Raw genomic sequence first — 22,861 nt, forward strand, 5'->3', positions numbered from 1 at the left:
CGCGGCTAGTGGTTGGTCGCCTTCTCGGCACCGAAGCCGGTGAGCGACCGCACTTCCATCTCGGCCGCCTTGCGCCGGTCCTCGGCCCTGGTCGAGGTCACCGATCCCAGCCAGCCCAGGAAGAACCCGAGCGGGATCGAGACGATGCCCGGGTTGTTGAGCGGCCAGATCGCCGTGCCCACCTTGAACACGCTCGTCTCCGTACCCCAGAACACCGGCGACAGGAAGATGAGGATGATCGCGGCGGCCAGACCGCCGTACATGCTCCACACCGCCCCGCGCGTGGTGAACTTGCGCCAGAAGAGCGAGTACAGGATCGTCGGCAGGTTCGCCGACGCCGCAACTGCGAAGGCGAGCGCGACAAGGAACGCCACATTCTGCCCCTGCACGCCGATGCCGCCGATGATCGCGAGGATGCCGATCACGATGACCGTGCGGCGGGCGACCTTGACCTCGCCGTCCGGCGGCACGTCGCCCTTCTTCACGACGTTCGCGTAGATGTCGTGCGCGAATGAGGCCGCGGCGGTGATCGTGAGTCCGGCGACGACCGCGAGGATCGTCGCGAACGCGACCGCCGAGATGAAACCGAGCAGGAGGGGCCCGCCGAGTTCGAGCGCGAGGAGCGGTGCAGCCGAGTTGACGCCACCCGGCGCCGCCGCGATGACCTCCGGGCCGACCATGGCGCCGGCACCGTAGCCGAGCACGAGCGTCAGCAGGTAGAAGAGGCCGATCAGCCAGATCGCCCACACCACCGACCGACGCGCCTCCTTGGCCGTCGGCACCGTGTAGAAGCGCATCAGCACGTGCGGCAGACCCGCGGTGCCGAGCACCAGGGCGATCGCCAGCGAGATGAAGTCCCACGGGTTCGCGCCGTACTGCAGGCCGGGTCCGAGGACCGCCTCTCCCTGCGGCGACGCCGCCACCGCGCTCTCGAGCAGCGTGTTGAGGCTGAAGCCGTTGATCGCCAGCACCCAGATCGTCATGACGAGCGCGCCGCCGATGAGCAGGAACGCCTTCACGATCTGCACCCAGGTCGTGCCCTTCATGCCGCCGATGAGCACGTACACGATCATCAGCACGCCGACCACGGCGACGACGATCGACTGCCCGAGCGTCTCGGTGATGCCGAGCAGCAGCGAGACCAGACCGCCCGCGCCGGCCATCTGCGCCAGCAGATAGAAGAAGCACACCGCCAGCGTCGTGATGGCCGCGGCCATGCGCACCGGACGCTCCTTCAGCCGGAACGACAGCACGTCGGCCATCGTGAACTTGCCCGTGTTGCGCATGAGCTCGGCCACGAGCAGCAGCGCCACAAGCCATGCGACGAGGAAGCCGATGGAGTAGAGGAATCCGTCGTAGCCGTTGATGGCGATGGCCCCGCAGATTCCGAGGAAGGATGCCGCCGACAGGTAGTCGCCCGAGATGGCGAAGCCGTTCTGCGGGCCGGTGAACGAGCGCCCGGCGGCGTAGTAGTCGGCCGCCGTCTTGTTGTTGCGGCTCGCGCGGATGACGATGAACAGGGTCACCGCCACGAACGCCCCGAAGATCGAGATGTTCAGGATGGGGTTGTTCTCGACCGTGTCGACGGCGGCCGAGATCGCAGCGAAGACATCGTTCATACGGAGGCCTCCTGACGTGCCTCGAGCTCCTCGCGGATCTCCTCAGCGATGGGGTCGAGCTTGCGGTTGGCGTACCAGACGTACGTCATCGTGATGGCGAACGTCGTCACGAACTGGCCGAGGCCGAAGATCAGGCCCACGGTGATGTCGCCCCACACGCGCTGCGCCATGAACTCCGGCGCGAACGACGAGAGGAGCACGTACGCGAAGTACCAGACGAGGAATGCGACCGCCATCGGGAACACGAAGCCGCGCTGCTTGCGCTTGAGCTCTGTGAACCGGGGCGACTCCTCGACCTCGATGTAGTCGATTCCGCCGGGTGGGGCGGTGTCTGTCCGAGCATCGGACATGTGGCCTCCTTGCCTCATGAACGGGCGCTTCTTCGCGCCGGGTGGGGGTCTCCGGGCGGCGGGACGAGCGCTCAACCCGGGTGGTAGGGTCGACGCTACGAAAAGCGGCGAGGACGCCGTCACCCCCGGAAGTAGGTACCGCGTGAGCGGCTCCCCCGCAGGCGAGAAGTCGAACCGCAACGACGGTGACACGCAGCTGCTCGCCCGCGCGGTGAACGACCTGGTGCGTCGAACCCACTTCCCCGTCGCCTTCGGCGGCCTCGAACGCGGCGACGCGATCCACGTCACCTCGATCGCCGGCGCTCGCACGCGCAGCCTCGAGGGACTCGTGGTGCAGGCATCCCGCGGACTCGGCGGACGCGCCCTCGTCGAGAAGCGCCCCCGGCTCGCCCTCGACTACCGCTCGTCGCGCAGCATCACGCACGACTACGACCGCGCCGTGCTGGGCGAGGGCATCTCGACGCTGATCGCGATCCCGGTGCTCGTCGGCGCGCGGGCGCGCGGCGTCATCTACTGCGGCTCGTGGTCGTCCGCCCCTGTCGGCGACGTCGCGGCGCGTCCCGCGTTCGCGGTCGCCGAGGAGCTCTCCAGTGAGCTGCGCATCCGCGAAGAGGTCGACCGCCGGCTGGCTCTGGCTCCCCCGGCCGCGCCGGCCGCGGCATCCGTTCTCGCTCCCGCCGCCCGAGAAGAGCTGCGCCAGACCTATGCGGAACTGCGCAGCATCGCGGCCGGCGTCGACGACCCCGCGCTGCGCGATCGGCTCGCGCGGCTCGAGCAGCGCCTCGCGGCATTGTCGCAGTCCGAGAAAGAGCCGGCGCTCGAACTCGACGTGCGCCTTTCGCCGCGTGAAATCGACGTGCTGGCGTGCGCCGCACTCGGCGCGACGAATTCCGAGATCGCTGCGACCCTTTCCCTGCGCGAGGGAACGGTCAAGTCGTATCTTCAGTCGGCAATGGCGAAATTGGATGCCTCGACCCGCCACGCCGCGGTCGCCAAGGCCCGCCGCGCCGGCCTCCTGCCGTAGCGCGAACCCCGCGAAAATGCCCGAGTCGGGGCGGAATTCGGAAAGATCGACCCGAATTCCGTAGGGTATCCGATTTCCCCAGCTCCACAATTCGGGTGCGAAAGGGGAATGGACGCGCGTAAAGTGCCATTCATGGCTCGCAGAATTGTGCATCAGCTCGTCGACGACCTCGACGGCTCCGTCCTCGAAGTCGGAGAGGGTGAGACCGTCCTGTTCTCTCTCGACGGCGTCGCCTACGAGATCGACCTCACCGAGGGCAACGCCGCGGCGCTCCGCGACGCGCTCGCCCCCTACGTCGCCGCCGGACGCAGCGTCGGCTCATCGCGCGGCGGTGCCGGCAGCGGCGGAGGCGCCGCGCGCAAGCGGCGCCGCACCGGTCAGCAGGACTACGGCGCCATCCGCGAGTGGGCGAAGAAGAACGGCCACCAGGTGTCGGAGCGGGGCCGGGTGCCGGCATCCGTTCTCGAAGCCTACGAGGCGGCGCACTGACGCACGCCGCCTCGCAGACGTCACGACGCGGGCGCGCGTGAAAGCAGCCCGAGGATCTCGTCGACCTTGTCCTTCGCGTCGCCGAACAGCATCTGCGCGTTCTCGCGGTAGAACAGCGGGTTCTGCACGCCCGCGTATCCCGACGCCATGGATCGCTTGAACACGATCACGTTCGATGCCTCCCACACGCGCAGCACCGGCATGCCGGCGATCGGGCTGCCCGGGTCTTCGGCCGCGGCGGGGTTGACGGTGTCGTTCGCGCCGATGACGAGCACGACGTCGGTGCGCGCGAGGTCGTCGTTGATCTCGTCCATCTCGAGCACGATGTCGTAGGGCACCTTGGCCTCGGCCAGCAGCACGTTCATGTGCCCCGGCAGACGGCCGGCGACGGGGTGGATGCCGAACCGCACGTCGATCCCCCGGTCGCGCAATCGCTGCACGAGGTCAGCGACCCCGTGCTGCGCCTGTGCGACGGCCATGCCGTAGCCGGGGGTGATGACGACCGACGATGCGCTGGTCAGCATGTCGGCCGCGGTCTCGGCGTCGACCTCGCGGTGATCGCCGTACTCCGCCTCGGGCCCACTGGGTGCCTCGATGCCGAAGCCGCCGGCGATGACGGAGAGGAACGAGCGGTTCATCGCCTTGCACATGATGTAGCTCAGGTACGCACCCGACGAGCCGACGAGCGCGCCGGTGACGATGAGCAGGTCGTTGTTGAGCAGGAATCCCGCCGCGGCGGCCGCCCAGCCCGAGTAGCTGTTGAGCATCGAGACGACGACGGGCATGTCGCCGCCGCCGATCGAGGCGACCAAGTGCCAGCCGAGAGCCAGGGCGAGAGCGGTCACCGTGACGAGCAGCCACAGCTCGGGCGTGATCACGTACCAGACCGTCAGCACGAGGAAGAGGGCAAGGGCGCCGAGGTTGAGCGCGTTCTTGCCCGGCAGCATGAGCGGCTTGGACGAGATGCGCGCCGACAGCTTGAGGAACGCGACGATCGAGCCGGTGAAGGTCACGCCGCCGATGAAGACGCCGATGAAGACCTCGGCGTGGTGGATGTCGGCGAGCGTACCTTCGAGGCCGGTGTCGTACAGTGCGCCGTTCCAGCCGACGAGCACTGCGGCGAGACCGACGAAGGAGTGGAGCAGGGCGATGAGCTCCGGCATCCCGGTCATCTCGACGATGCGCGCGCGCCACAGACCGATCGCACCGCCGATGAGAACAGCCGCGACCAGCAGCACGAGTCCGAGGGTCGCCGCCGGGTCGGCCCACGCGTCGGCGGCCACCAGCCACACTGTCGCAAGCAGCGCGATCGTCATGCCGACGATGCCGTAGGTGACGCCGCGGCGGCTCGTCTCGTGCTTGCTGAGCCCGGCGAGGCTCAGGATGAAAAGGAGTGCGGCGACGATGTAGGCGGCGCCGGCCACCTGGCCCGCGACGGCGATCATCGGGTCTCACCTTTCTGGAACATCGCGAGCATGCGCCGCGTGACGGCGAAGCCGCCGAAGATGTTGATGGATGCCAGCAGCACGGCGACCGCGGCCAGGATCTGCACCGTCAGGTCGGGCACGGTGATCTGCACCATGGCGCCGACGACGATGATGCCCGAGATGGCATTCGTCACGCTCATGAGGGGCGTGTGCAGCGCGTGGGCGACGTGGCCGATGACGTAGAAGCCGACCACGACCGCGAGCGTGAGCACGAGGAAGTGCTGCGGTAGGGGTGGTGGCGCGAACGCGCAGATGGCGAAGAGCGCCGCGATGCCCGCGACGACGAGCCCGGTCTTCGTGCCGCGCGACATGGTCTTCTTCTCGAGGACCGGTGCGGACGGTGCGGCTGCGGCCTTCGCGGGCGCGGCCGAGACCTGCACAGGCGGCGGCGGCCAGGTGACCGCGCCGTCCTGCACGACCGTGACCGTGCGCTGCACGACGTCGTCGAAGTCGAGGTTGAGCTCGCCGTCCTTGCCGGGAGTGAGCAGCTTGAGCAGGTTCACCAGGTTGGTGGCGAAGAGCTGGGATGCCTGCTGCGGCAGGCGCCCCGGAAGGTCGGTGTAGCCGAGGATGACGACGCCGTTGTCGGTTACGACCCGCTCCCCCGCGACCGAGCCCTCCACGTTGCCGCCCTGGCCGGCCGCCATGTCGACGATGACGCTGCCCGGGCGCATGCTCGCGACGTCGGCCGCCGTGATGAGGCGCGGCGCCGCGCGGCCCGGGATGAGCGCCGTGGTGATGATGATGTCGACGTCGGCGGCCTGCTCGGAGTACAGCTCGGCAGCGCGACGGTTGTAAGCGTCACTGGTGGCCTTGGCGTAGCCGTCGGACGAAACCTCCTTCTGCTCGTCGGGCACGACGACCTCGAGGTACTCTCCGCCGATCGACGCGACCTGGTCGGCGACCTCCGGCCGCGGGTCGGTCGCGCGCACGATCGCGCCGAGGCTCGACGCTGCGCCGATCGCGGCGAGACCGGCGACGCCGGCGCCCGCGACGAGCACCTTGGCCGGCGGCACTTTGCCCGCCGCCGTGACCTGGCCGGTGAAGAAGCGGCCGAACTCGTGCGCCGCCTCGACCACGGCGCGGTAGCCGGAGATGTTGGCCATCGAGCTGAGCACGTCCATCGACTGCGCGCGCGAGATACGCGGCACGGCGTCGAGCGCGATCGCCGTGATGCCGCGTGTGGCCAGTGCCTCGACGAGATCGGGGCGCAGCGCCGGGCTCAGGGTCGCGACGATGGTCGCTCCGTCGGCGAGGCGGTCGATCTCGGCCGGCGTCGGCGCGTTGACCTTGAGGATGATCGGGCTCGCCCAGGCTTCAGTGCTGTCGACGACGGATGCCCCGGACTCTTGGTACGCCGCGTCGGGGAACGAGGATGCCGCGCCTGCGCCGGATTCGACGACGACGTCGTAGCCGAGTGCGATGAGTTTGGGGACGGTGGTGGGAGTCGCGGCCACCCGGTTCTCACCGGGGGCCTCGGCGACGATGCCGATGCGGGTCATGCGTTCCTCTGGATCAGGTGCTGGTTCGCGTCCACCCTGGCAGAGGCCAGGGACGATCAGCCTCGCATTACACCCCGCGCCGCGGCAAGAATCCCCGATCTTTGCGGATCGCGAAACCCTGCCCCCGCCGGTTGAGTAGGCGCGAAGCGCCGTATCGAAACCCCCCGAACCAACACCCCACCCCGCTCCCGTCATCCCACCCGCCGGTAGAGTAGGCGCGAAGCGCCGTATCGAAACCCCCCGAACCGCCGCGGAGCCCCGACGCCGCAGCATCCCGAACCTGGCATTCCCCTCCAAATGCCGCTCTCACCTTGCCCCTCGCGCCGATTCTCGGAATCGTGGCCGGTCCGCAGTCCGCTACGGAAGGAAGAACATCATGCTCACGATGACCCAGACCGCCGCTGAGGCAGTCAAGCAGATCGTCGCACGGGTTCCGCAGGTCGAAGACGGAGGCGTGCGCATCCGCGACGCGGGCAACGACACCGGGTTCGAGCTGAGCGTCGCGGGCGATCCGCAGCCGCTCGATACGGTGGTCGTCACCGACGGCGCGCGAGTGTTCCTCGACGAGACCGCCGCAACGGCGCTCGACGACCGCGTGCTCGATGCGGAACTGTCGGAGGACGGCTCGGTGCGCTTCGCGCTCGGCCTCCAGGACTGAGTTCCCCTCGGCTTTTCAGCGGCCCCGGCGCTTCGGCGTCGGGGCCGCTGCCGTTCCGGGGATGTCAGCGGCAGAGCTCGAACACGTAGCCCGGATCCCCGGGCGGGACGAGTTCGCGGTCGCGCAGCACGGCTGAGGGCGGCATCCGCTCGTCTTCACACGCTTCGCGGAACTCGCCGGCGTCGGAGTACTCGACGGCGATCACGAGATCGCCATAGACGTCGGTGTAGGCGTCGCACTCGTCGAAGGCGGCGCATTCCTCGGCGATGGCGAAGTCGAAGCCCGCTCCATTGCGCAGTGCGGCCGCGTCTTCGGCTGCGTTCTTCTGGCCAGCCGCGAGTCCAGCGTCGTGCGCGATCGCGACGAGCACTCCGGCGAGCGCGAGGTTGTCGTCGAACGTGAGCGCACCACCGCTGCGGGCGTAGGTGTCGAGGTTGTCGAACTCGACCGCGTCGTAGCCTGCGGCCGCGCATCCCTCGATCAACGGCCGCACGACCTCGGCGATCGCTTCGCGTTTGTGATCGGATGCCGCGTCCAGCAGCGCCTCGTCGGGCCACCCCGGGTCGAAGACGGTGTCACCGTCGGCGTCTCTGAGGAGCAGCTCGTCGGGCCAGTCCGCGAGCTCGCCCGGCTGCGTCTGGAACGCGTTGACGTAGCAGATCGAGTACACGCCCTCGGCGGGAGGGTCGGTGCGATCGCGCACGACGACCGTGACGCCGGCCGGCGGGGGGTAGGCGCCGCCGAGCTGGTAGTCGGGAGCTGCACCGGCAGGAGGAAGGGCGATCTCGGTCGGTGGATTCGTCGTGCAGCCGGCGAGGGTCGCGGCGGCGATGACAACGAGGAGAGCGGATGCCGCGCCCCTGGGTGCTCTCACCGGTGCGACGCTACCCCACCTCCCGGGCGCGGTCGGCGGCGAGGGTAGACTTTCGTGGCCAGCCTCTGTAGCTCAATGGAAGAGCAGTTCCGTCCTAAGGAAACGGTTGGGGGTTCGAGTCCCTCCAGGGGCACCGCCTCTTTTTGCCTCTGACCAGGTTGTTCTTCTGAGGTCAGACCACTCAGAATGCGTTTTTGGCCGCTTTTTGGCCGCATTTGAGAATGCTATGAGCCGAAACCGACGCAGATTCGACGCCCTTCACGGAGCGTCGTTCGATGCCTCAGAACGACGAAATCGAGCATTTCTGGCGTCCTGAGCCTCGTCGAAAAGTTGAGCAGTCTGCTCTCCGGCGTTACGTCGGTCGGGCGTAGCGGGTCTGCGGACCCGCCGGCAGCGCCACGAGCGGCATGCCCTCGTTGAGGCGCGATGCGACGGCATCCAGATCGTCGTCGAAGAGGTCGGCGTAGGTGTCGAGCGTCATGGCCGCCGACGCGTGCCCCAGCATCCGCTGCACGGCCTTCACGTTGGCGCCGGAGCTGATCGCGAGCGACGCGGCGGTGTGGCGGAGGTCGTGAGGCGTCAGCCGCGGGATCGATGGGTCCACAGCCTGCGCGCGGCGGACCGCGTTCGCGAACCATCCCTGTGCGCCTGAGTTGCGCATGTGGTTGACGCCGTCGCCGAACAGCAGCCCTTCGGGACCTTTGCCGGCGCAGGCCTGCTCGATCATCGGAGCGAGGCGCTCGGGGTAGGGCACCGAGCGCTTCTCGTGCGTCTTGGGCGTGCCGACGTGGATCTCGTACGCGATCATCACCGCGTTCTCCTCGATGACGAAGCGCCGACGCAGTCGGTTCACGCTGCGCACCCGCAGCCCCGTCGCCTCGCCCCAGCGCAGACCGGTGTAGGCCAAGGTCAGGACCATCGTCGGACGCGCCGAGCATGCCGCCAGCGTCGCCACCTGGTCATGCGAGAGGTAGACGCGACGCTTGCCTGGTCCGCTCCGAGGGAGATTGCGGATGTGTCGCGCCGGATTGTTCGCAAGGCGACGATCATCGATGGCGACATCGAGGATGCCTGCGAGGACTCCCAGGGCGCGGAGGACGACCGTGCGCGACTTCTCCGTCGCGAGCTCCGACACCCAGTCCTGAACTTCAGACCGCCGGATCGACCAGATCTCCCTGTCTGCCCAGACTGGAGCGACGTGGTTCTTCCACGCCCGCTCAAGCGTCATGTAGTACGAAGGCTTCGACATCGGCGGCTGCTTCGACCGCAGCCAGCTGTCGGCGAACATCCGCACCGGCACTCGCGACGCCACGGGATCGATGTACTCGCCCTTCGACTTGGACACGGTGACCATGGACAGGTAGAGCTTCGCCTCGCGCATCGTCGTGAAGCCGCGCTTCTGCCCTTCGGTGCGATCAGGCTTGCGGTAGCGCACGCGGTAGCGGCGGCCCTTGGCCGTTTCGTACGGCGTGATGGTGCCCATCTCGACCTCCGCTCACTCCGGCTCGATGGTCAGTATCGGCCTAGTGTCGGACACTGGTTGGACGCCGTCAACGCCGCCGATGACCGATGTGGATAGTTGACGGAAGACGCCGTCAACTGGCGTTGGGGTCGAGGGGCGCCTCCCTCCGACGCCGAGAGTGTAGCGATCGGTCGCGTCTCCGTTCTCGCCGCTCACTCCTTGCAGACTCCGCGCTGGCGCGCTCCGCTTAGCAGCCGTTCGACGACGAGCACTGCGCCGCGCCCGATCGCTGGGGCGGCTGATTGTCGGAGCAAGGATGGGTATGAGACGGCGCTACCCCCGCGATGTAAGGTTCTCGACTCAGCTGCGACCGATCTCGAATCCGAGAGTTTCGAGTCGCCGTCGCGCGTCCCAGGACTGGAACTGCTTCGGTTCGATACCGAGCGCGATCCCGAATGCCTGCTTGACGGGCCAGCGGATGCCCTCCACCTCGACCCAATACGCCAGGACATTCCCCGGAGTGTGCCCTTGAAGGCGCTCGACCACCATCTCTCGCGAAAGTTCGCGATGTTCATTGTCCAGCGTGAAGTGGATCGTGCCGTGTTCGCCGGAGGGTTCGGTCTGGACGAGACGATCATGTTCGCCCATCACCTCCATGAACCACTCGAGTGCGTCGATGACCCTCTGACGGTCCGCGACGTCAGCGAGGACATCGACCGAGAACGTCGGCCGCACTTTCAGCTTCGAGTCCTCGATCGCGACTCCTCGCGCCCGGTTGAGGCGACGTCGGAACTCCTCGCGCATGCGAATGTCGTCGAACGGTGGCCGACTCGCCAGCCATTGAAACACGACCTCGACGCTGCCGTAGCTGTAGATGACCAACGGCCAGATGTGAGACGCCGATCCAGGTTCCCGCACGTGAAGGAACGCGCCGATGTCGGTCGAAGTGCCGAAGGTGACGTATCCGCCGAAGCCCCGCCAAGCTCGCAGTACTTCGATAACCCCGTGGATCGTCGCCGGAGTGTACCTTCCCGCCATCTGGGCCAGATATGCGTTCTCTCGCTCATCGGAATCATCGAATTCGCCGTCGGTAGAACTCGCCTCGATCTCGACGCCCAGGAGACCGGCGAGGTCTGCGACTTCTAGCTTGCACTGAACATCAGCTCGTCCGTCGGCGCCGAACTCGATCCCTTCCTCGATCAAAACGTCCTTCGGGTCGCGACCCTCGTTCGGACTGCCCGGCGACCATCGGAAGCCGGGCGAAATGGTTCCTGCCGCTTGCAGGACGCGCCACGCGTTCGAGACGATGTTCTTCCCGAGGAACACACCGAGTGGAACCGGATGGGTGCCGGCGATAGTTGCGACATTGCCATATGTCGTCCAGCGTCCTTCGGGGATGGACTCAATCACCTCGGTTGCGAGCTTCCAAGCCACGCCGGACTCCACAACATCAGTCTCGGCGAGCGGTGCGACCCACGTGGTCCGCACGGTCTCGGCCAGCGCAGCTCCGCGACCGAGGATCTGCTGCCGACCCCAGGTTTCCGCTGCCGCGATCGGCTTATTCAGCGCGATGTTGCTTTCGGCGAGAAGCACTCGTTTGGCCGCGAATGGTGCGTTGCTCAGCTCGGAGTTGTATCCGGTCAGCGTCAGGTTGGCAAGGGTATGAAGATAAGCCTCGTGCAGGTCGTCGACCGTCGCGAACTCCCCGAGGTCGAGCGAGAGGCTTTCGCGCCACGCGTCGGTCAGCGTCTGGGGCATCACGTGCTCGATCGTCGCAGAAGCGAGCGACGCAGGTTCCTTGCCGGCATGGATCCTCTCCAGCCACGTCAGCAGAGTCTTCCGTTGCGTGGGCCGACCCGAATAGTAGAAGGGCTTCGCGATGATGGCGTCCGCGACCTGACGGTCAGTGGCATAGAACTTGCGGCCGGTGGACAAGTAGCGAAGCAGCGAACTTGAGATGTCGGCGGAGTCCATTTCGCCAGGAGCGCGGAGAAGGATGCGAGAAAGGGCGCTCGTCGGCGCATTGACCAGCAGTCGCCGCACGAAGTACGACTCGAGAACCGCCAGGGCCTTAGCAGCTTCCCCCTCTTCGGAGAGCCCGGAATCCTGAAGGCTCAGAATGTAGAGGACTAGCGGGTCGGCGGCGATCGAACCCCACTCTTTCAGGCGCTCGAGCCGCTCGCGTAGTGCGGACTCTCGACACCGTTCGGGGTCACGGATCTGCGTCAGGAGTTCGGCTAGCCTGGCGTACCGCCGAACCTCGGCCTCTACTTCCGCATCGGTCAAGCGAGAGAGACGGGCCTCCTGCAGCGAATAGATGTCACCCTGCTTCGCCTCAGGCGTCGACCAAGTGATGTCCATCCAAAACAGCGCCTCAAGATCGGCGGAGGTGAGCAGTGTTTGCATCGGGAGCCACACGGATGCGTACACGTCCTCACCGCGCGAACCGAGTCGCATGAAGATGTAGTTGCGGAGCAGGTCGCCCTGGGTGAGCTTCATCCCCGTGTTATTGAGCGACTCGAAAATCCTGTAGACGTTATCGTCATGGCCGGCCGTGATGGCGACGAACACGAGTCCGTCGAGAACCGCCGATGCGATGCGGTCGATGTCGTGTGGGTCCTCGGGGTCATCGGCCTCGACGAGCCGCGTTCGGAAGAAGCGATAGGCGTCGATGACGCCGGAGTGCATTCCATCGAGAACCGCGTTGTCGACGAGTGCCCTGAACGCCGTTCGATCCGCCTGAGTCGGGAGGAGCTTCAACCGATCGTCGCCGTGCTTGAAGCGGTCGGTGAGATACGTCTCGTGGAGGCGAGCCACCTTTTGAGGAGCATCCGGCTCGGTCTTCGCGATGTGGTCACGGATCGCCGCGATCAGAACCGAGAGCGTCGTGAGACGCTGCTGACCGTCGACGACCAGGAACTCCGAGCCGCCCGGGCCCACGCCGCCTGTGGAAAGAACGAGAGAGCCGGTGAAGTGGGTGGCGCGAGGATCATCGACGCGCGCATCAGACAGATCCACGACGTCACTCCACAATCGGCCGAGCTGCTTGAGGCTCCAGGAGTACGTCCGTTGGTACAACGGCACGCGGTATTGCTTCGCGCCTTCGAGGACCTGCTGAAGTCGGATCTCTTGTACGTGCATGTTTCCTCGCGCTTGGGTTGTTCCGCTTGTGAGCCTAGCGACGGCGCCGTCTGAGTTACTTGCAGGCGCACCGCTTCTGCCCCGGTCGTGGACCACCCGCGCCGCCCTGAGAGTCGAAGAGGCCCTATCATCGGCCGTGGGCGCCGGGGAACGGGGAATTCGTGTCGACAAGCACGTTTGAGCAGCAACTGCTGTGGCGAGCGTCCAGATGGCGCAGCTTATTGGAGGCGCACCCGAATACCTCCGCGCCGGCGTCCACGATCCGATCGCTGGGCATCTACAGCGGGTTCCGCGGGGTTTGGGTCGACAAGCAACGCACAGCCTCGACCGCGGTCCCCTCCGGCATCACGATTGGAGTCCGGCACGACGGGTCGAGCTACGCGGACCGTCTCAGTGACACCGGCCTGATCTACAAGTTCCCTGATACCGAGCGCAGGGGGCACGACGAACTCGAAATCGAGGCAACCCGCACCGCGATGCGCCTCGGTCTGCCGATCTTCGTCGTCAGCGGGCACAAAGACGCCCCCACGCGGGAGGTGCGCCTCGCCTATGTCGAAGCGTGCAACGATGAGGCGCACGAGTTCCTCCTCGTTTTCGTGCCTCAGCCGATCCTCGGGCCTTTGCGCCCAATGCTCGCGCACGAATCGGCTCCGGAGTGGCTCGCGAGGCGCCTCGCTTCGCGGGCAAATGAGCGTCGGTTCGCATTCGAAGTTATGGAGCGGTATGGGCCGTGTTGCGCGGTCTGCGACATCAATGCTCGTCCTCTCCTCGCGTCCGCCCACCTGCGCCCGAAGTTTGCGAAAGGAACCGACGATCCACAGAACGGACTTGTGCTCTGCGCAAATCACCATCTCGCGATGGACGCAGGGCTGTGGCGCGTCAACCCGAAGGAAGGCAGCGTCATCGCTCGTTCTGGAGTGGACCTCGACAGCATCGGCGTCCGGCGGCGCGACCTCTCGTTGCTTCGCGCGCATCCGAGCACTGAGTCGCTCGAATGGCTATGGAAGCTCGACTTCAAGCATGTCCACTCCGCGATGCGGCCACGACGCACGTCTAGGAACTAACGCTTAGCCCCGCACAGCCGCCTCGATCTGATCCGCAGTCTCCCTGGGCGCTTGATGCTCCCAGAAGCGCATGACGCGCCACCCGGCGTCTTCGAGATGCCGATCCGTGTCGCGGTCGCGCTCGATGTTCGCCGCGAGCTTCGGGCCCCAGTAATCGGCGTTCTGCCTCGGAGAAGTCCCATGCAACGGACAACCGTGCCAGAAGCATCCATCGATGAACACCGCGACTCGCGCTCGGGTGAAGGTGATGTCGGCCCGGCGTCGAATGCCCGGCACCGGCGCGAAGTCGACTCGGTAGCGAAGGCCGCGCGAGTGCAACTCCCGGCGCACTGCCAATTCGGTTGACGTGTCACGACGCTTGTTTGCAAGCATCGATTTTCTCGTGCCCTCTGATGTTGCCCACGACTCGGCCATAGGTCACACACTGCTCGGATTCATGATCGCCTTCGCGTCGCAGCGTGGCAGATCGCGGATGCGCAGCGGTGGATTCAACGCTGGGTAGCCTTCTCCAAGGCACTCGCTCTATCCGGCTAGCGCGTACTCAAGGTCGTTGATGTGTTCTTGCACAGCCGCCCGGAACCCTGGGTACTGACCCAGGTTTCCCCGCTGCAGACGGCTCCAGAACCCCTTCGCACCTCGCAGGCTGAGCGCATCGGCGTTCTGGGTATCGATGATGTCTCCGAGGTGGCTGTAGTCCGCATGCATGGGGAACTCACTGAGAGACTCCGGGACGGCGATCATGCCCTTCTGACCCGCGGCAGCAGTTGGCCAAGATCCGCTCCCGGGCGTCCACGGTCGGAAGTCGGTAACCGGCTCGCCAGGATCATTCAGCCTGCTGCCCACCCAGCGCGAAACGCCCACAGTTACAGCGTTCCCAATGAGCTTCCATCGTGGGCCGTTCCTTCTGGGTGAAAGATGATCGACGTCGGTCCACCCGCGGTCAAAGCCCTGCATTTCCTCCGCGTCCTCCACCGAGGGCTTCACAAGACGACGTCCCGGTGCAGCGTCGCGCACCCACACTGCGGGAGGTGAGGGTATGCCAACCGTCGACCCACCCTTGAGGGTAGGGACCGCGTCCTGTGCCCAGCCGAGGCCGCGCAGCCCCTCGGTCCAGTAGAAACCGAACATGTCCTCGCGGAAGTCCTCGGACCTGTCCCCTGCGTCGTCGGCGAACAGGATTCGGCGCGGGTCCAGATCGACAGAAGCGAGCAGGATCACCCTGCGCCGGCGCTGAGGGACGCCCGTGAATCGAGAATCAACAACGCGATAGGCCCACGCGTACCCAAGCGCCTCGATCTCCGAGATCAAGTAGCTCATTGCCTTTCCACGATCGAGAGCGAGCATGTTCGGAACGTTCTCTATAAGGAGAGTCGGAAGAGCACCTCCGCGATGCCGCGCATCCTCCAGCAGTCGGAAGACATTCACTACAAGGCCGGAGTTAACCCCGCCGATCCCAGCAGTCCGGCCAGCCTGCGACAGATCCGTGCAAGGAAAACCGGCGGTAACGAGGTTCGTGCCTTCAGGGAGCCGCTTCATCTCGCGAACGTCAGGTTCGATGGGCACCCCGTGGAATCGCGCCCGAAGGACGGACTGCGCAGGCTCCCACCACTCGCAGAAGGTAAGCGTCTCGACCTGGTTCCCGAGTGCGCGCTCAAGACCGAGTTCGACGCCCCCGATCCCGGCGAACAGGCCGGCCACCTTCCACGAAGTACTCGTCATGCTTCTAACTCCTAACCAACATCAAACGGTATCTCTGATCTGCCCGAAGCTCGAGTCGACCGGCCGCTGGCGACGATATCGCGACCCACCGACGATCCATGCCCTCGGGGAGTACCAGCCGCCGGGAGCATACCCCTGCACCGACCTGGACACCGCGAGATGCGGCTTACTGGAACCCTCTCGTGCATCGCGCACGCGGAGGGGTCCCGTCGATCGACTATCTAGGGCGTCTCGTCTCGCAGACGGTCTTCATCAACGGCGCGCGTGAGCGCGAGCTCGAGTAACTACGTGGTGCACGGGCCTGTGCTTCGTGGCGCTTCTGACCAGGTCCAGATCACCGATAACGTGTCGACCGTGGATTCACCGTTTGCGGAAAACCTTGAACACGTCCGAGAAGCTCTTGAGTCGGTAAACATCTCGGCGCCGAGCGTAAACAAGTTCCACCGACTGGATGGGGTGTTGGCGGCGGCTGCGGGGCTATCCCGTGGAACCGTGACGTCCGTCACTATCTCGAAGCCGGGCAACTTCTCGGTGCGCAGCACGCAGTCGTCACGCGCGCAGCAGGCCTCGCTCCTCGTCGGAGTATGCGTGGACGAGACCGTAATGGAGGACACCAAGGACGCCGCGCGCAAGGACGTGCTGACGGGCGGCCATCAGGCGGTCATCTTGATGCATGAATCGGAGAGCGGGACTTGGGATCTCGGATGGGGTGTGCGTTCTAGCGACGAACGCACTGCGACGACTGCCACCCAACTATCAAACGCATACGGCATCTCGTGGGAGATCGTCCAGTCGGAGCAGCCTCATGTGGAGGCGTCGTCGACGACCGCACCATCGACGCCTTCTGGACCAGCGCGGCTCGTCCTCGATGACCGAACGCTCCGGATGGTGAGAACGTCCATCGCATCGAGATCGGCCACCATGCTGGTTGGCCCGCCCGGGACCGGCAAGACTCAGCTGATTGAAGAGGTCGTGCGGGAAGTGGCGCAGGCGCCGGCTTCATTTGGGATGTCAATGGCGCACGACCGCAGGATCGTGACCCCTGACGAATCCTGGACCACGCGTGACCTGCTGGGTGGCGACACGGTCGACGACAAAGGACGAATTCGCTTCGCCATCGGCCATCTATTGGAAGCCGTCTCGCGAGACGAGTGGCTGGTGCTGGACGAAGCAAACCGCGCGGACATGGACCGCATTTTCGGTGGCGCGCTGACGTGGCTCTCCGGCCAGGCGGTATCGCTGGGTCGGGTATCCGCCGACCCCAACGCTGGCGAGATCTCGCTTGGATGGACCGACTCCGTTATCTCGGAGGTCACGCAACTCGACGAACTGATGGCCGATTCGCCGATTGAGCCGGTCGAGTTCCTTGCCGGTGCCGAATGGCGACTTCTCGGAACCTACAACGCGCTCGACGCAGTCCGCGTTTTTCGCTTCGGGCAGGCGCTTGGTCGCAGGTTTGCCCACGTGCCGATAGCGCCTCCGGATTCACTCGGCTTTGAGAGCGCACTTGCTGTTGAACTTACGCAAGTCCCTCCGGAATTCCGCTCCGAGGTGAGGACTCGGGTGGTGACGCTGTACGCAGCCCATCGCGCGAAGCACAGTACAGCACTGGGTCCCGCCCTCTTCCTTGGTATCCCGCGGTATGTGGCTGCCGGGATCGGGCTCGGCCAGGGGACCGTAACGGAACTGGTTGCGGAAGCCTACGTGACCAGCTCCGGGGCATGGCTTGCGCGTATCGACGACACCGTACTGGACGCACTCGGTGCGGCTTTGTCTACTGACGAAGGACTTGAGGGCCAATGGAGTTGGGTGACGACACAGCTGCAGGTGTTGCGCTGAATAGCTCGATCACGCATCCGGGCCCAGCGATCCCGACCGCAGGTCTACACGAGGCTCTCGCGAGCTTCAGTGGACTGGGCCAGCTGTATTCTGCCGTGGCTGAGCTAGCCTCCGGGGAGCATGAGTGGAGTGCCTCAGCGGTGCGCACCCGAGCCAATCGAGTTCTTATGGCGCACCTGATTCCTCTCGTCACCCGATTGCCAGATTCGGCGGTCGCGTGGATCGATGCGCTGCCCGCGCAGTCTGAGCGACGACGTGAAGTGAGTGCTGCGCCAACCGGCAAGGTAAATTGGGCCCGAAGTCGACAACAAGGATGGCCTCCGAGCGAATTCCATACAGTCGTACGGGAGCGGACGCCGGACAGCATTCTTACCTCGGTGTTCGGCTGGGTTGCCGAGGAGCTGATGGCGATCCAGCAGGACGCCATCAGGGTTGCATCGGATGTGGACATATCTGTCAGGCCCGAGCTATCGGCGATCCGCCTAGCGTGGGAGTCGCTTCAGACCACGTATGGCGAATTCACCCAACCGGATCGTGAAGAGTTGGGGGCTCTGCGTGCATCAGGCCGCCCATGGTTCGGACTTGCCGACGTCGCGGAGGTGATTATCTCCAAGCGCGCACACATGGCCGATGTCGCTCGTGAGCTGCTACTTCCCGCGGCTGAGCTTCGCGGCGCGCTCTTTCATCTCGGATGTCTCGGCGAAGTGCTGCTCGCCCTCCGCGGGCAAGGCTGGGCAATTTCTAACCTTCGACCAATCGGCATCGGGTCAGGCCCGATCTTCGAAGCCCACAATTCTCGCCGGACGCTTGAGATCTGGTACGAGGTCGCCGCGGCGTTCCGGTACTACAACAGCCGGTCGCCGTACGCGCAAGCTCTGGAGCAGCTGGGCGCAAAGGGGCGTCCGATCGGCGCCGACATTGGACTGTTCGAATCGAATGAGCGCGCACTTCTCCTCGAATGCAAGTATTCGGCGAAGTCGGAGTATGTGCTTCGCAACGGATACGAGCAGGCGGTCGCGTATATGACCGAATGCCACACGGCACTAGCGGTCGATGTCGAAGGCGTGGTCGTCGGCCCGCACGGAGTCGTGAACGGGGAGGCAGAAGTCGCCACTTCCGTGGGTCCGATATCGCTGCTTGCCGCCTCTGGCCTGGAGGAGCGGGTTGCAAAGTGGACCTCGGCAAATCTTGTTTCGGAGCGGCACACATTGGACGGGCGACCGCTCGACCGCGAATGAACCTACGCCGGCTCGTCCAGCAAGCCGCCGTGCGGAGCTTCGCCGAGCCGCTCCGCAACCGTCCGCCCAGTCCCAGGGCTAACCTGCAACCAATCGCGAGTCGAACCTCGTGGTCGGAGCCGAGCTGGCCAGGTCTACATACGCATGGAGCGACTCGACACCCGATCGATGCGCGACCACAATCACCGTCACCTGACAAGCACAATGCAAGATCGATGCACGCAGGCACCCAGGGTGAGCGACAGCCTTTAGAAGCACTCCCCCGCACATACCTGCACACCAGAAAAATACCTGGATAATGGCAAAAACGCACCCTATTCTGACGCCATGCGAGGAGGCCTCGAGCGTTGGAAGCGAGGGGTCGAATCCCGAGGGGTTCGACAGGCGATCGGCTACGCGCTCGAGGGCATCTGCGATGCTCACCTGCACCACTCCCCCGGCGTTGACGCGCTCGAAGCGTATGGTGCGGCATCCAATTCGACGGTCTCACGGTTCATCGTCGCGAGCGGCAGGATCGGGAAAGACGAGCTCACCGCCGGCGGCCTTCGTGTCTGGCTCACCGGGCACGATCCCGTCACGGGAGTGGAGCGCGGCCATCAGCGGCTGAGCCCCGACGCCGACCTGCTGCTCGACGGAACGCTCAACCACCCGAAGTCGTACAGCATCGTCGCGCTGCTGCATCCGGAACTCGCGGCCGAGTTCGAAGCGCTGCAGGACCGGCTGCGTGACCGCATCCTGCTCACGTGGCAGACGGAGCTTAACGCGCGGCGCGGGCACGGAGGGCTCATCCGCGAGAAGATCGCCCGCATCGAGGTCGTCGAGCTGCAGCATCGGCGCTCGCGCGCGCTCGACCCGCACATCCACCGTCACCTCTGGCTGAACGTCAAGGTGCTCGGCGCGGACGGCAAGTGGTCGAACCTCGACTCGCGTGTCGCGATGAAACTGCACACCGTCGTCAACGCAGAGGGCGAGCTCGCCGCGCGCACAGATCCCGCCTGGATCGCCGCGCTCGCCCGCCACGGGTACACGCTCGACGACACTGGCGAGATCGCCGAACTCGCCGGCGCTGTCCGACCCTTCTCGCGTCGGTCGGCGCAAATCGAAGGCAACCGCGCGCGCCTGATCGCTGAGTGGTCGGCGGCGCAAGGAGGATCTGCGCCGAGCGTGGAAGTGCTGCAGCACATCGATCGGAACGCGTGGGCGCTGTCGCGTCCGAACAAGCCGGCCGAACTCGACGAGGCGTCGTGGGCGGCGCGCGTCCGCGACGAGATCGGCGCGATCGATCCGAGTCTGATCATCGCGCGCGCACCGATTCCGGTTTCTGCAACAGACCCCCATGCAGTCGACCTGGATCTGCTCGCGGCACAGGCGGTCGTCGACGCGGACGAACGGTCCACATCATGCGGCGGGAGATTCAGCATCTTCGACATCCGCGCCGGCGCGATACGCGCGCTCTCGCGCACTGGCGTCGTTGCCGAGCGCGACCGGCTTGATGGCGCGATCGCCGAGATCACGGAGCGTGCCATGCGTTCCGTCTATCGGCTCGTTGCGGATGATCCGCCGCCGCACGTGAAGGCGTTCATGGCGACCGAGACCGTACGCGCCAAGGTGCGTCTCGCCGGCCGTTTGGATGTGCTCGCCCAACCGGGGCGTTCCCTGCTGCCGGACGAGTTGCTCCGGTTCATGCCGAACGAGGATCTGTCGGCAATGGATGCGTCGCAAACCGTTGCCGCGTGCGCCATCGCCGGCACGGACGGGCTCGTGACGGTGACCGGCCCCGCCGGCACGGGCAAGACGACGATGCTGCGCGCTGCGTTCGCCGCGCTCACGTCGCAACGGCGACGGATGCTCGTTGTCGCGCCCACGCGAAAGGCGGCATCGGTGGCGTCTCGCGAGGTCGGGGCCGCAGCATCCAGCATTCATGCCCTGCTTTCGGATCACGGTTACCGATGGGGCACCGACGAGGCCGGCGCGAAGGTGTGGACCACGCTTCGAGTGGGAGAAGTCGATCCCAGCACGGGCGCCGTATACGGCGGACCAACCCAGTACGTGTTGCGTTCTCGCGATCGGATCGTCGTCGACGAAGCCGGCATGGTCGACCTGCCGACGGCGAACGCCCTCGTCGAGCTCGCGATCGAGCAGGGCGTCGGGTTGGCGTTCGTGGGTGACACGCATCAGGCGCTACCGGTCGGGCACGCGGGCGCGATGGGTTCCGCGATCCGGCACGCGAATGCTGCGGTCGAGCTCGACACGGTGCACCGGTTCCGCGATCCCGACTACGCGGCGCTCACGCTGAGGCTCCGCGATGCGGGTGATCGCGAGCGTGCGCTGGTAGTTGCGGGCGAGCTTGCCGAACACGGTCACCTCGACCGGGTCGAACATCACGACGCGGCGCGTGAGCGCATGATCGACGCGTACTTCGACTGGCACGCACGCGGCAAGCGGGTGACGCTGGTATCTGGCACGAATGCCGAGGCGGATGCGATCAACGACGCCATCCAGCAGCGGCGAGTCGATCAGGACGAGCTCGACGTCCGCGTCGCCGCGTGGGGAATCGGGCAGCAGCGCATCCTCATCGGCGACACCGTCCAGACCCGTCGCAACGACCGGCTCACGGGGGTCGAGAATCGCGCGCAGTGGACCGTGCGCAGCATCCGCGACGAGTACGTCACTCTTGTCTCGGTGGGTGACAGCGGCGAGGTGGCGCGCGTGTCCACCGAGTACGCGCGCGAGCACCTCCAGCTCGCCTACGCCTCCACCGTGCACGGTGTGCAGGGCGACACCGCCGACGCGTCGGTGGTCGGGCCGGATGTCGACGCCGCGGGACTCTACGTGGGCCTCACGCGCGGGCGGTTGCACAACGTCGCGATCGTCGTGGCGCGGACGGATGCCGCGGCCCGCGAGTGCCTCGCCGAATCGATGCAGCGCGGCACTCCGGAGTTGACGATGCAGGATGCTGTGCGCGCGGCCCAGGCGGAGGTGCGGCGCGCGGCGCGGAACCACGAGGCGGCGATGGGTACGGGGCCGGTGGTTGGGGCGCCGAGTGCGGGACGCGGCATCGGGATGTAGCGGCGTCCCATCCGCGGGGCGTCAGCGGGCAGTCTTTCGGCCCGGCTATTCGGGCGAGGTCGGATGCGTCATGAAAGGCGCTCGCGACATCTCCTCGCCTGTCTTGGTGAAGGACCGCTAACCGGACGCGTAGGCAGATCGATCTGCGCACTCGGCCTGATCAGACCGACGCCACCACACTTCCCTGTAGAGCTTCGGCAAACATGGCGCGCAGCCTTTCAGCCGATGCTGTATCAAACGAGGATCTGGAAATCACAACAACTCCGACCGGACGGACTAGTGTCGCGTTGACCCCGGCTGCAACCTCTTGAGCTTTGCCTTGGATCCGCTCGGCCTCCCCGCGATCGGCGTCGACAATCAGAAAAAGGACGCCTGAGCATTTCGCGGGCGGAAATCGATGAGAGGTGGGGCCGGTGTATACGGAGCGGATGGCGAACTTCCCGGTCGCCTCCGCTAGGCTGCTCATCCCTTCTCGTAGCACTCTCACCACGCTTGAGTTCCTCGACACCACTTTGAGCTCGATCCCGAATGGACCCCACAGGCCCTCAGTGCGCGGGTCCACAAGAAAATCCAGAATCGTGCTGCCCGAGCGACCCTTCTGTCGCACATTCGTCAAGACATCGAACGCGCCATCGAAGGCCCTGCGAAGGAGGTCGGCGAGTCTTCGCTCGACCTCGGCATAGACGGCGAGGGCGCTGCTGAACCGACCTTCTTGAGCATTGGTCGGTGACGTGCTTGTTGGCGGTAGAGGCCTTGAGGGTTCAATGTGCCCCTCAACAGAAGACGTCACCGTAACCGTTCCCGCCAGCTCCGCGGCCTCCTCGTCCGTCCGGGCCGTGACTTCCGCGGTCGGAGCTTCCTCGAATTCGCCGCGCGCCTTGAGCAACTCGAAGTCATCTTTCTCGTCCTCGACGCGCTGGCGGGCTGCCCACCGAGAAATAGACCACCAGAGGGCAGCGACACCGATCAAAAACAACATGAGCGCGAGCGCGACAACAAACACCTGAGCTAGAGCAACGCCGCTCTGCCTTAACTCAATCACCTGGCGGGCCGTCGGCGTCAGCGCTTCGAGTTGCTCCTGCGAAATCGTCAACACAACCAGGCTGTTGATGAACAGCCAAGGCACCGTCACGGAGGCGACCAATGCGATGATCCCGAGCGACGCCACGAATCGGTAGAGATTTCCGTACTGGACCGGTGGCACGTACCCATCTAAGCGAAGGTGGTTCTCACTTCCTGCTCGCCACGCTGCGGCCCCAAGATCATCTAGCCGGTCGGACCGTAACGTAATCATGAGGCACTGCTGGGCGGAACGAACATCGAGCG

Annotated in this window: 17 protein-coding genes and 1 tRNA gene; 8 read left to right on the forward strand and 10 right to left on the reverse strand. The window is 65.8% G+C overall.

Features of this window, described 5'->3' with window-relative positions:
- Positions 1-5: 5 nt before the first annotated feature.
- Both H9622_RS14815 and H9622_RS14820 read right to left on the reverse strand, forming a co-directional pair.
- Complete coding sequence (locus H9622_RS14815) at positions 6-1,619, reverse strand: solute symporter family protein (RefSeq protein ID WP_191767189.1); 1,614 nt, start codon at positions 1,617-1,619, stop codon at positions 6-8.
- Positions 1,616-1,969, reverse strand: coding sequence for a DUF485 domain-containing protein (locus tag H9622_RS14820; protein ID WP_191767190.1), 354 nt, complete (start codon positions 1,967-1,969; stop codon positions 1,616-1,618). The genes H9622_RS14815 and H9622_RS14820 overlap by 4 nt, the downstream gene beginning before the upstream one ends.
- A 142-nt stretch (positions 1,970-2,111) precedes the next feature.
- Between H9622_RS14820 and H9622_RS14825 the strand changes: the two genes are divergently transcribed.
- The gene (locus tag H9622_RS14825) at positions 2,112-2,993 is read left to right on the forward strand and encodes a helix-turn-helix transcriptional regulator (RefSeq protein ID WP_318247141.1); all 882 of its coding nucleotides are present in this window, start codon (positions 2,112-2,114) and stop codon (positions 2,991-2,993) included.
- A gap of 132 nt (positions 2,994-3,125) precedes the next feature.
- Positions 3,126-3,482, forward strand: coding sequence for a histone-like nucleoid-structuring protein Lsr2 (locus tag H9622_RS14830; RefSeq protein WP_191767191.1), 357 nt, complete (start codon positions 3,126-3,128; stop codon positions 3,480-3,482).
- Positions 3,483-3,502: 20 nt separating this feature from the next.
- Here H9622_RS14830 and pntB read toward each other — a convergent pair whose 3' ends face one another.
- Positions 3,503-4,927: a Re/Si-specific NAD(P)(+) transhydrogenase subunit beta gene (pntB, locus tag H9622_RS14835; RefSeq protein WP_191767192.1), complete on the reverse strand. Its 1,425-nt coding sequence runs from the start codon at positions 4,925-4,927 to the stop codon at positions 3,503-3,505.
- Positions 4,924-6,471: a Re/Si-specific NAD(P)(+) transhydrogenase subunit alpha gene (locus H9622_RS14840; protein WP_191767193.1), complete on the reverse strand. Its 1,548-nt coding sequence runs from the start codon at positions 6,469-6,471 to the stop codon at positions 4,924-4,926. The genes pntB and H9622_RS14840 overlap by 4 nt, the downstream gene beginning before the upstream one ends.
- A 376-nt stretch (positions 6,472-6,847) precedes the next feature.
- On the opposite strand from H9622_RS14840, the gene H9622_RS14845 reads away from it, so the two are divergent.
- On the forward strand, positions 6,848-7,129 hold the full coding sequence (locus H9622_RS14845; protein WP_191767194.1) for a Fe-S cluster assembly protein HesB: 282 nt from the start codon (positions 6,848-6,850) through the stop codon (positions 7,127-7,129).
- Positions 7,130-7,193: 64 nt separating this feature from the next.
- Here the strand turns inward: H9622_RS14845 and H9622_RS14850 are convergent, their stop codons facing one another.
- A complete protein-coding gene (locus H9622_RS14850) occupies positions 7,194-8,003 on the reverse strand; it encodes an endo alpha-1,4 polygalactosaminidase (protein WP_191767195.1) in 810 nt (269 codons plus the stop codon).
- Positions 8,004-8,064: 61 nt separating this feature from the next.
- Here H9622_RS14850 and H9622_RS14855 point away from each other — a divergent pair.
- A tRNA-Arg gene (locus tag H9622_RS14855) sits at positions 8,065-8,136 on the forward strand.
- A 219-nt stretch (positions 8,137-8,355) separates the two neighbouring features.
- Here the strand turns inward: H9622_RS14855 and H9622_RS14860 are convergent.
- A complete protein-coding gene (locus tag H9622_RS14860; RefSeq protein WP_191767196.1) occupies positions 8,356-9,486 on the reverse strand; it encodes a site-specific integrase in 1,131 nt (376 codons plus the stop codon).
- 339 nt (positions 9,487-9,825) lie between these two features.
- Positions 9,826-12,606, reverse strand: a complete 2,781-nt coding sequence (locus H9622_RS14865; RefSeq protein WP_191767197.1) for a GmrSD restriction endonuclease domain-containing protein — start codon at positions 12,604-12,606, stop codon at positions 9,826-9,828.
- Between the two features lie 161 nt (positions 12,607-12,767).
- Here H9622_RS14865 and H9622_RS16135 point away from each other — a divergent pair, with 161 nt between their 5' ends.
- Entirely contained in the window at positions 12,768-13,670 is a 903-nt protein-coding gene (locus H9622_RS16135; RefSeq protein ID WP_191767198.1) for an HNH endonuclease, read from the forward strand.
- A gap of 3 nt (positions 13,671-13,673) precedes the next feature.
- On the opposite strand, the gene H9622_RS14875 is transcribed toward H9622_RS16135, so the two are convergent.
- Together H9622_RS14875 and H9622_RS14880 are read right to left on the reverse strand one after the other, a co-directional pair.
- A complete protein-coding gene (locus H9622_RS14875) occupies positions 13,674-14,084 on the reverse strand; it encodes a very short patch repair endonuclease (protein WP_191767199.1) in 411 nt (136 codons plus the stop codon).
- 108 nt (positions 14,085-14,192) lie between these two features.
- Positions 14,193-15,389 (reverse strand): DNA cytosine methyltransferase, encoded by a 1,197-nt coding sequence (locus tag H9622_RS14880; RefSeq protein ID WP_225222154.1) that lies wholly within the window; start codon positions 15,387-15,389, stop codon positions 14,193-14,195.
- A gap of 264 nt (positions 15,390-15,653) precedes the next feature.
- Here H9622_RS14880 and H9622_RS16140 point away from each other — a divergent pair, with 264 nt between their 5' ends.
- The 3 genes from H9622_RS16140 to H9622_RS14895 all read left to right on the forward strand — a co-directional run bounded on the left by H9622_RS16140 (position 15,654) and on the right by H9622_RS14895 (position 21,535).
- A complete protein-coding gene (locus H9622_RS16140) occupies positions 15,654-17,228 on the forward strand; it encodes an AAA family ATPase (protein WP_191767200.1) in 1,575 nt (524 codons plus the stop codon).
- Between the two features lie 167 nt (positions 17,229-17,395).
- Positions 17,396-18,466, forward strand: a complete 1,071-nt coding sequence (locus H9622_RS14890) for a hypothetical protein (protein WP_191767201.1) — start codon at positions 17,396-17,398, stop codon at positions 18,464-18,466.
- 327 nt (positions 18,467-18,793) lie between these two features.
- The gene (locus H9622_RS14895; protein WP_191767202.1) at positions 18,794-21,535 is read left to right on the forward strand and encodes an AAA family ATPase; all 2,742 of its coding nucleotides are present in this window, start codon (positions 18,794-18,796) and stop codon (positions 21,533-21,535) included.
- 160 nt (positions 21,536-21,695) lie between these two features.
- On the opposite strand, the gene H9622_RS14900 is transcribed toward H9622_RS14895, so the two are convergent.
- Complete coding sequence (locus H9622_RS14900) at positions 21,696-22,739, reverse strand: hypothetical protein (protein WP_191767203.1); 1,044 nt, start codon at positions 22,737-22,739, stop codon at positions 21,696-21,698.
- Between the last annotated feature and the right edge of the window lie 122 nt (positions 22,740-22,861).

This window comes from Microbacterium gallinarum (assembly GCF_014837165.1).
GTDB lineage: Bacteria > Actinomycetota > Actinomycetes > Actinomycetales > Microbacteriaceae > Microbacterium > Microbacterium gallinarum.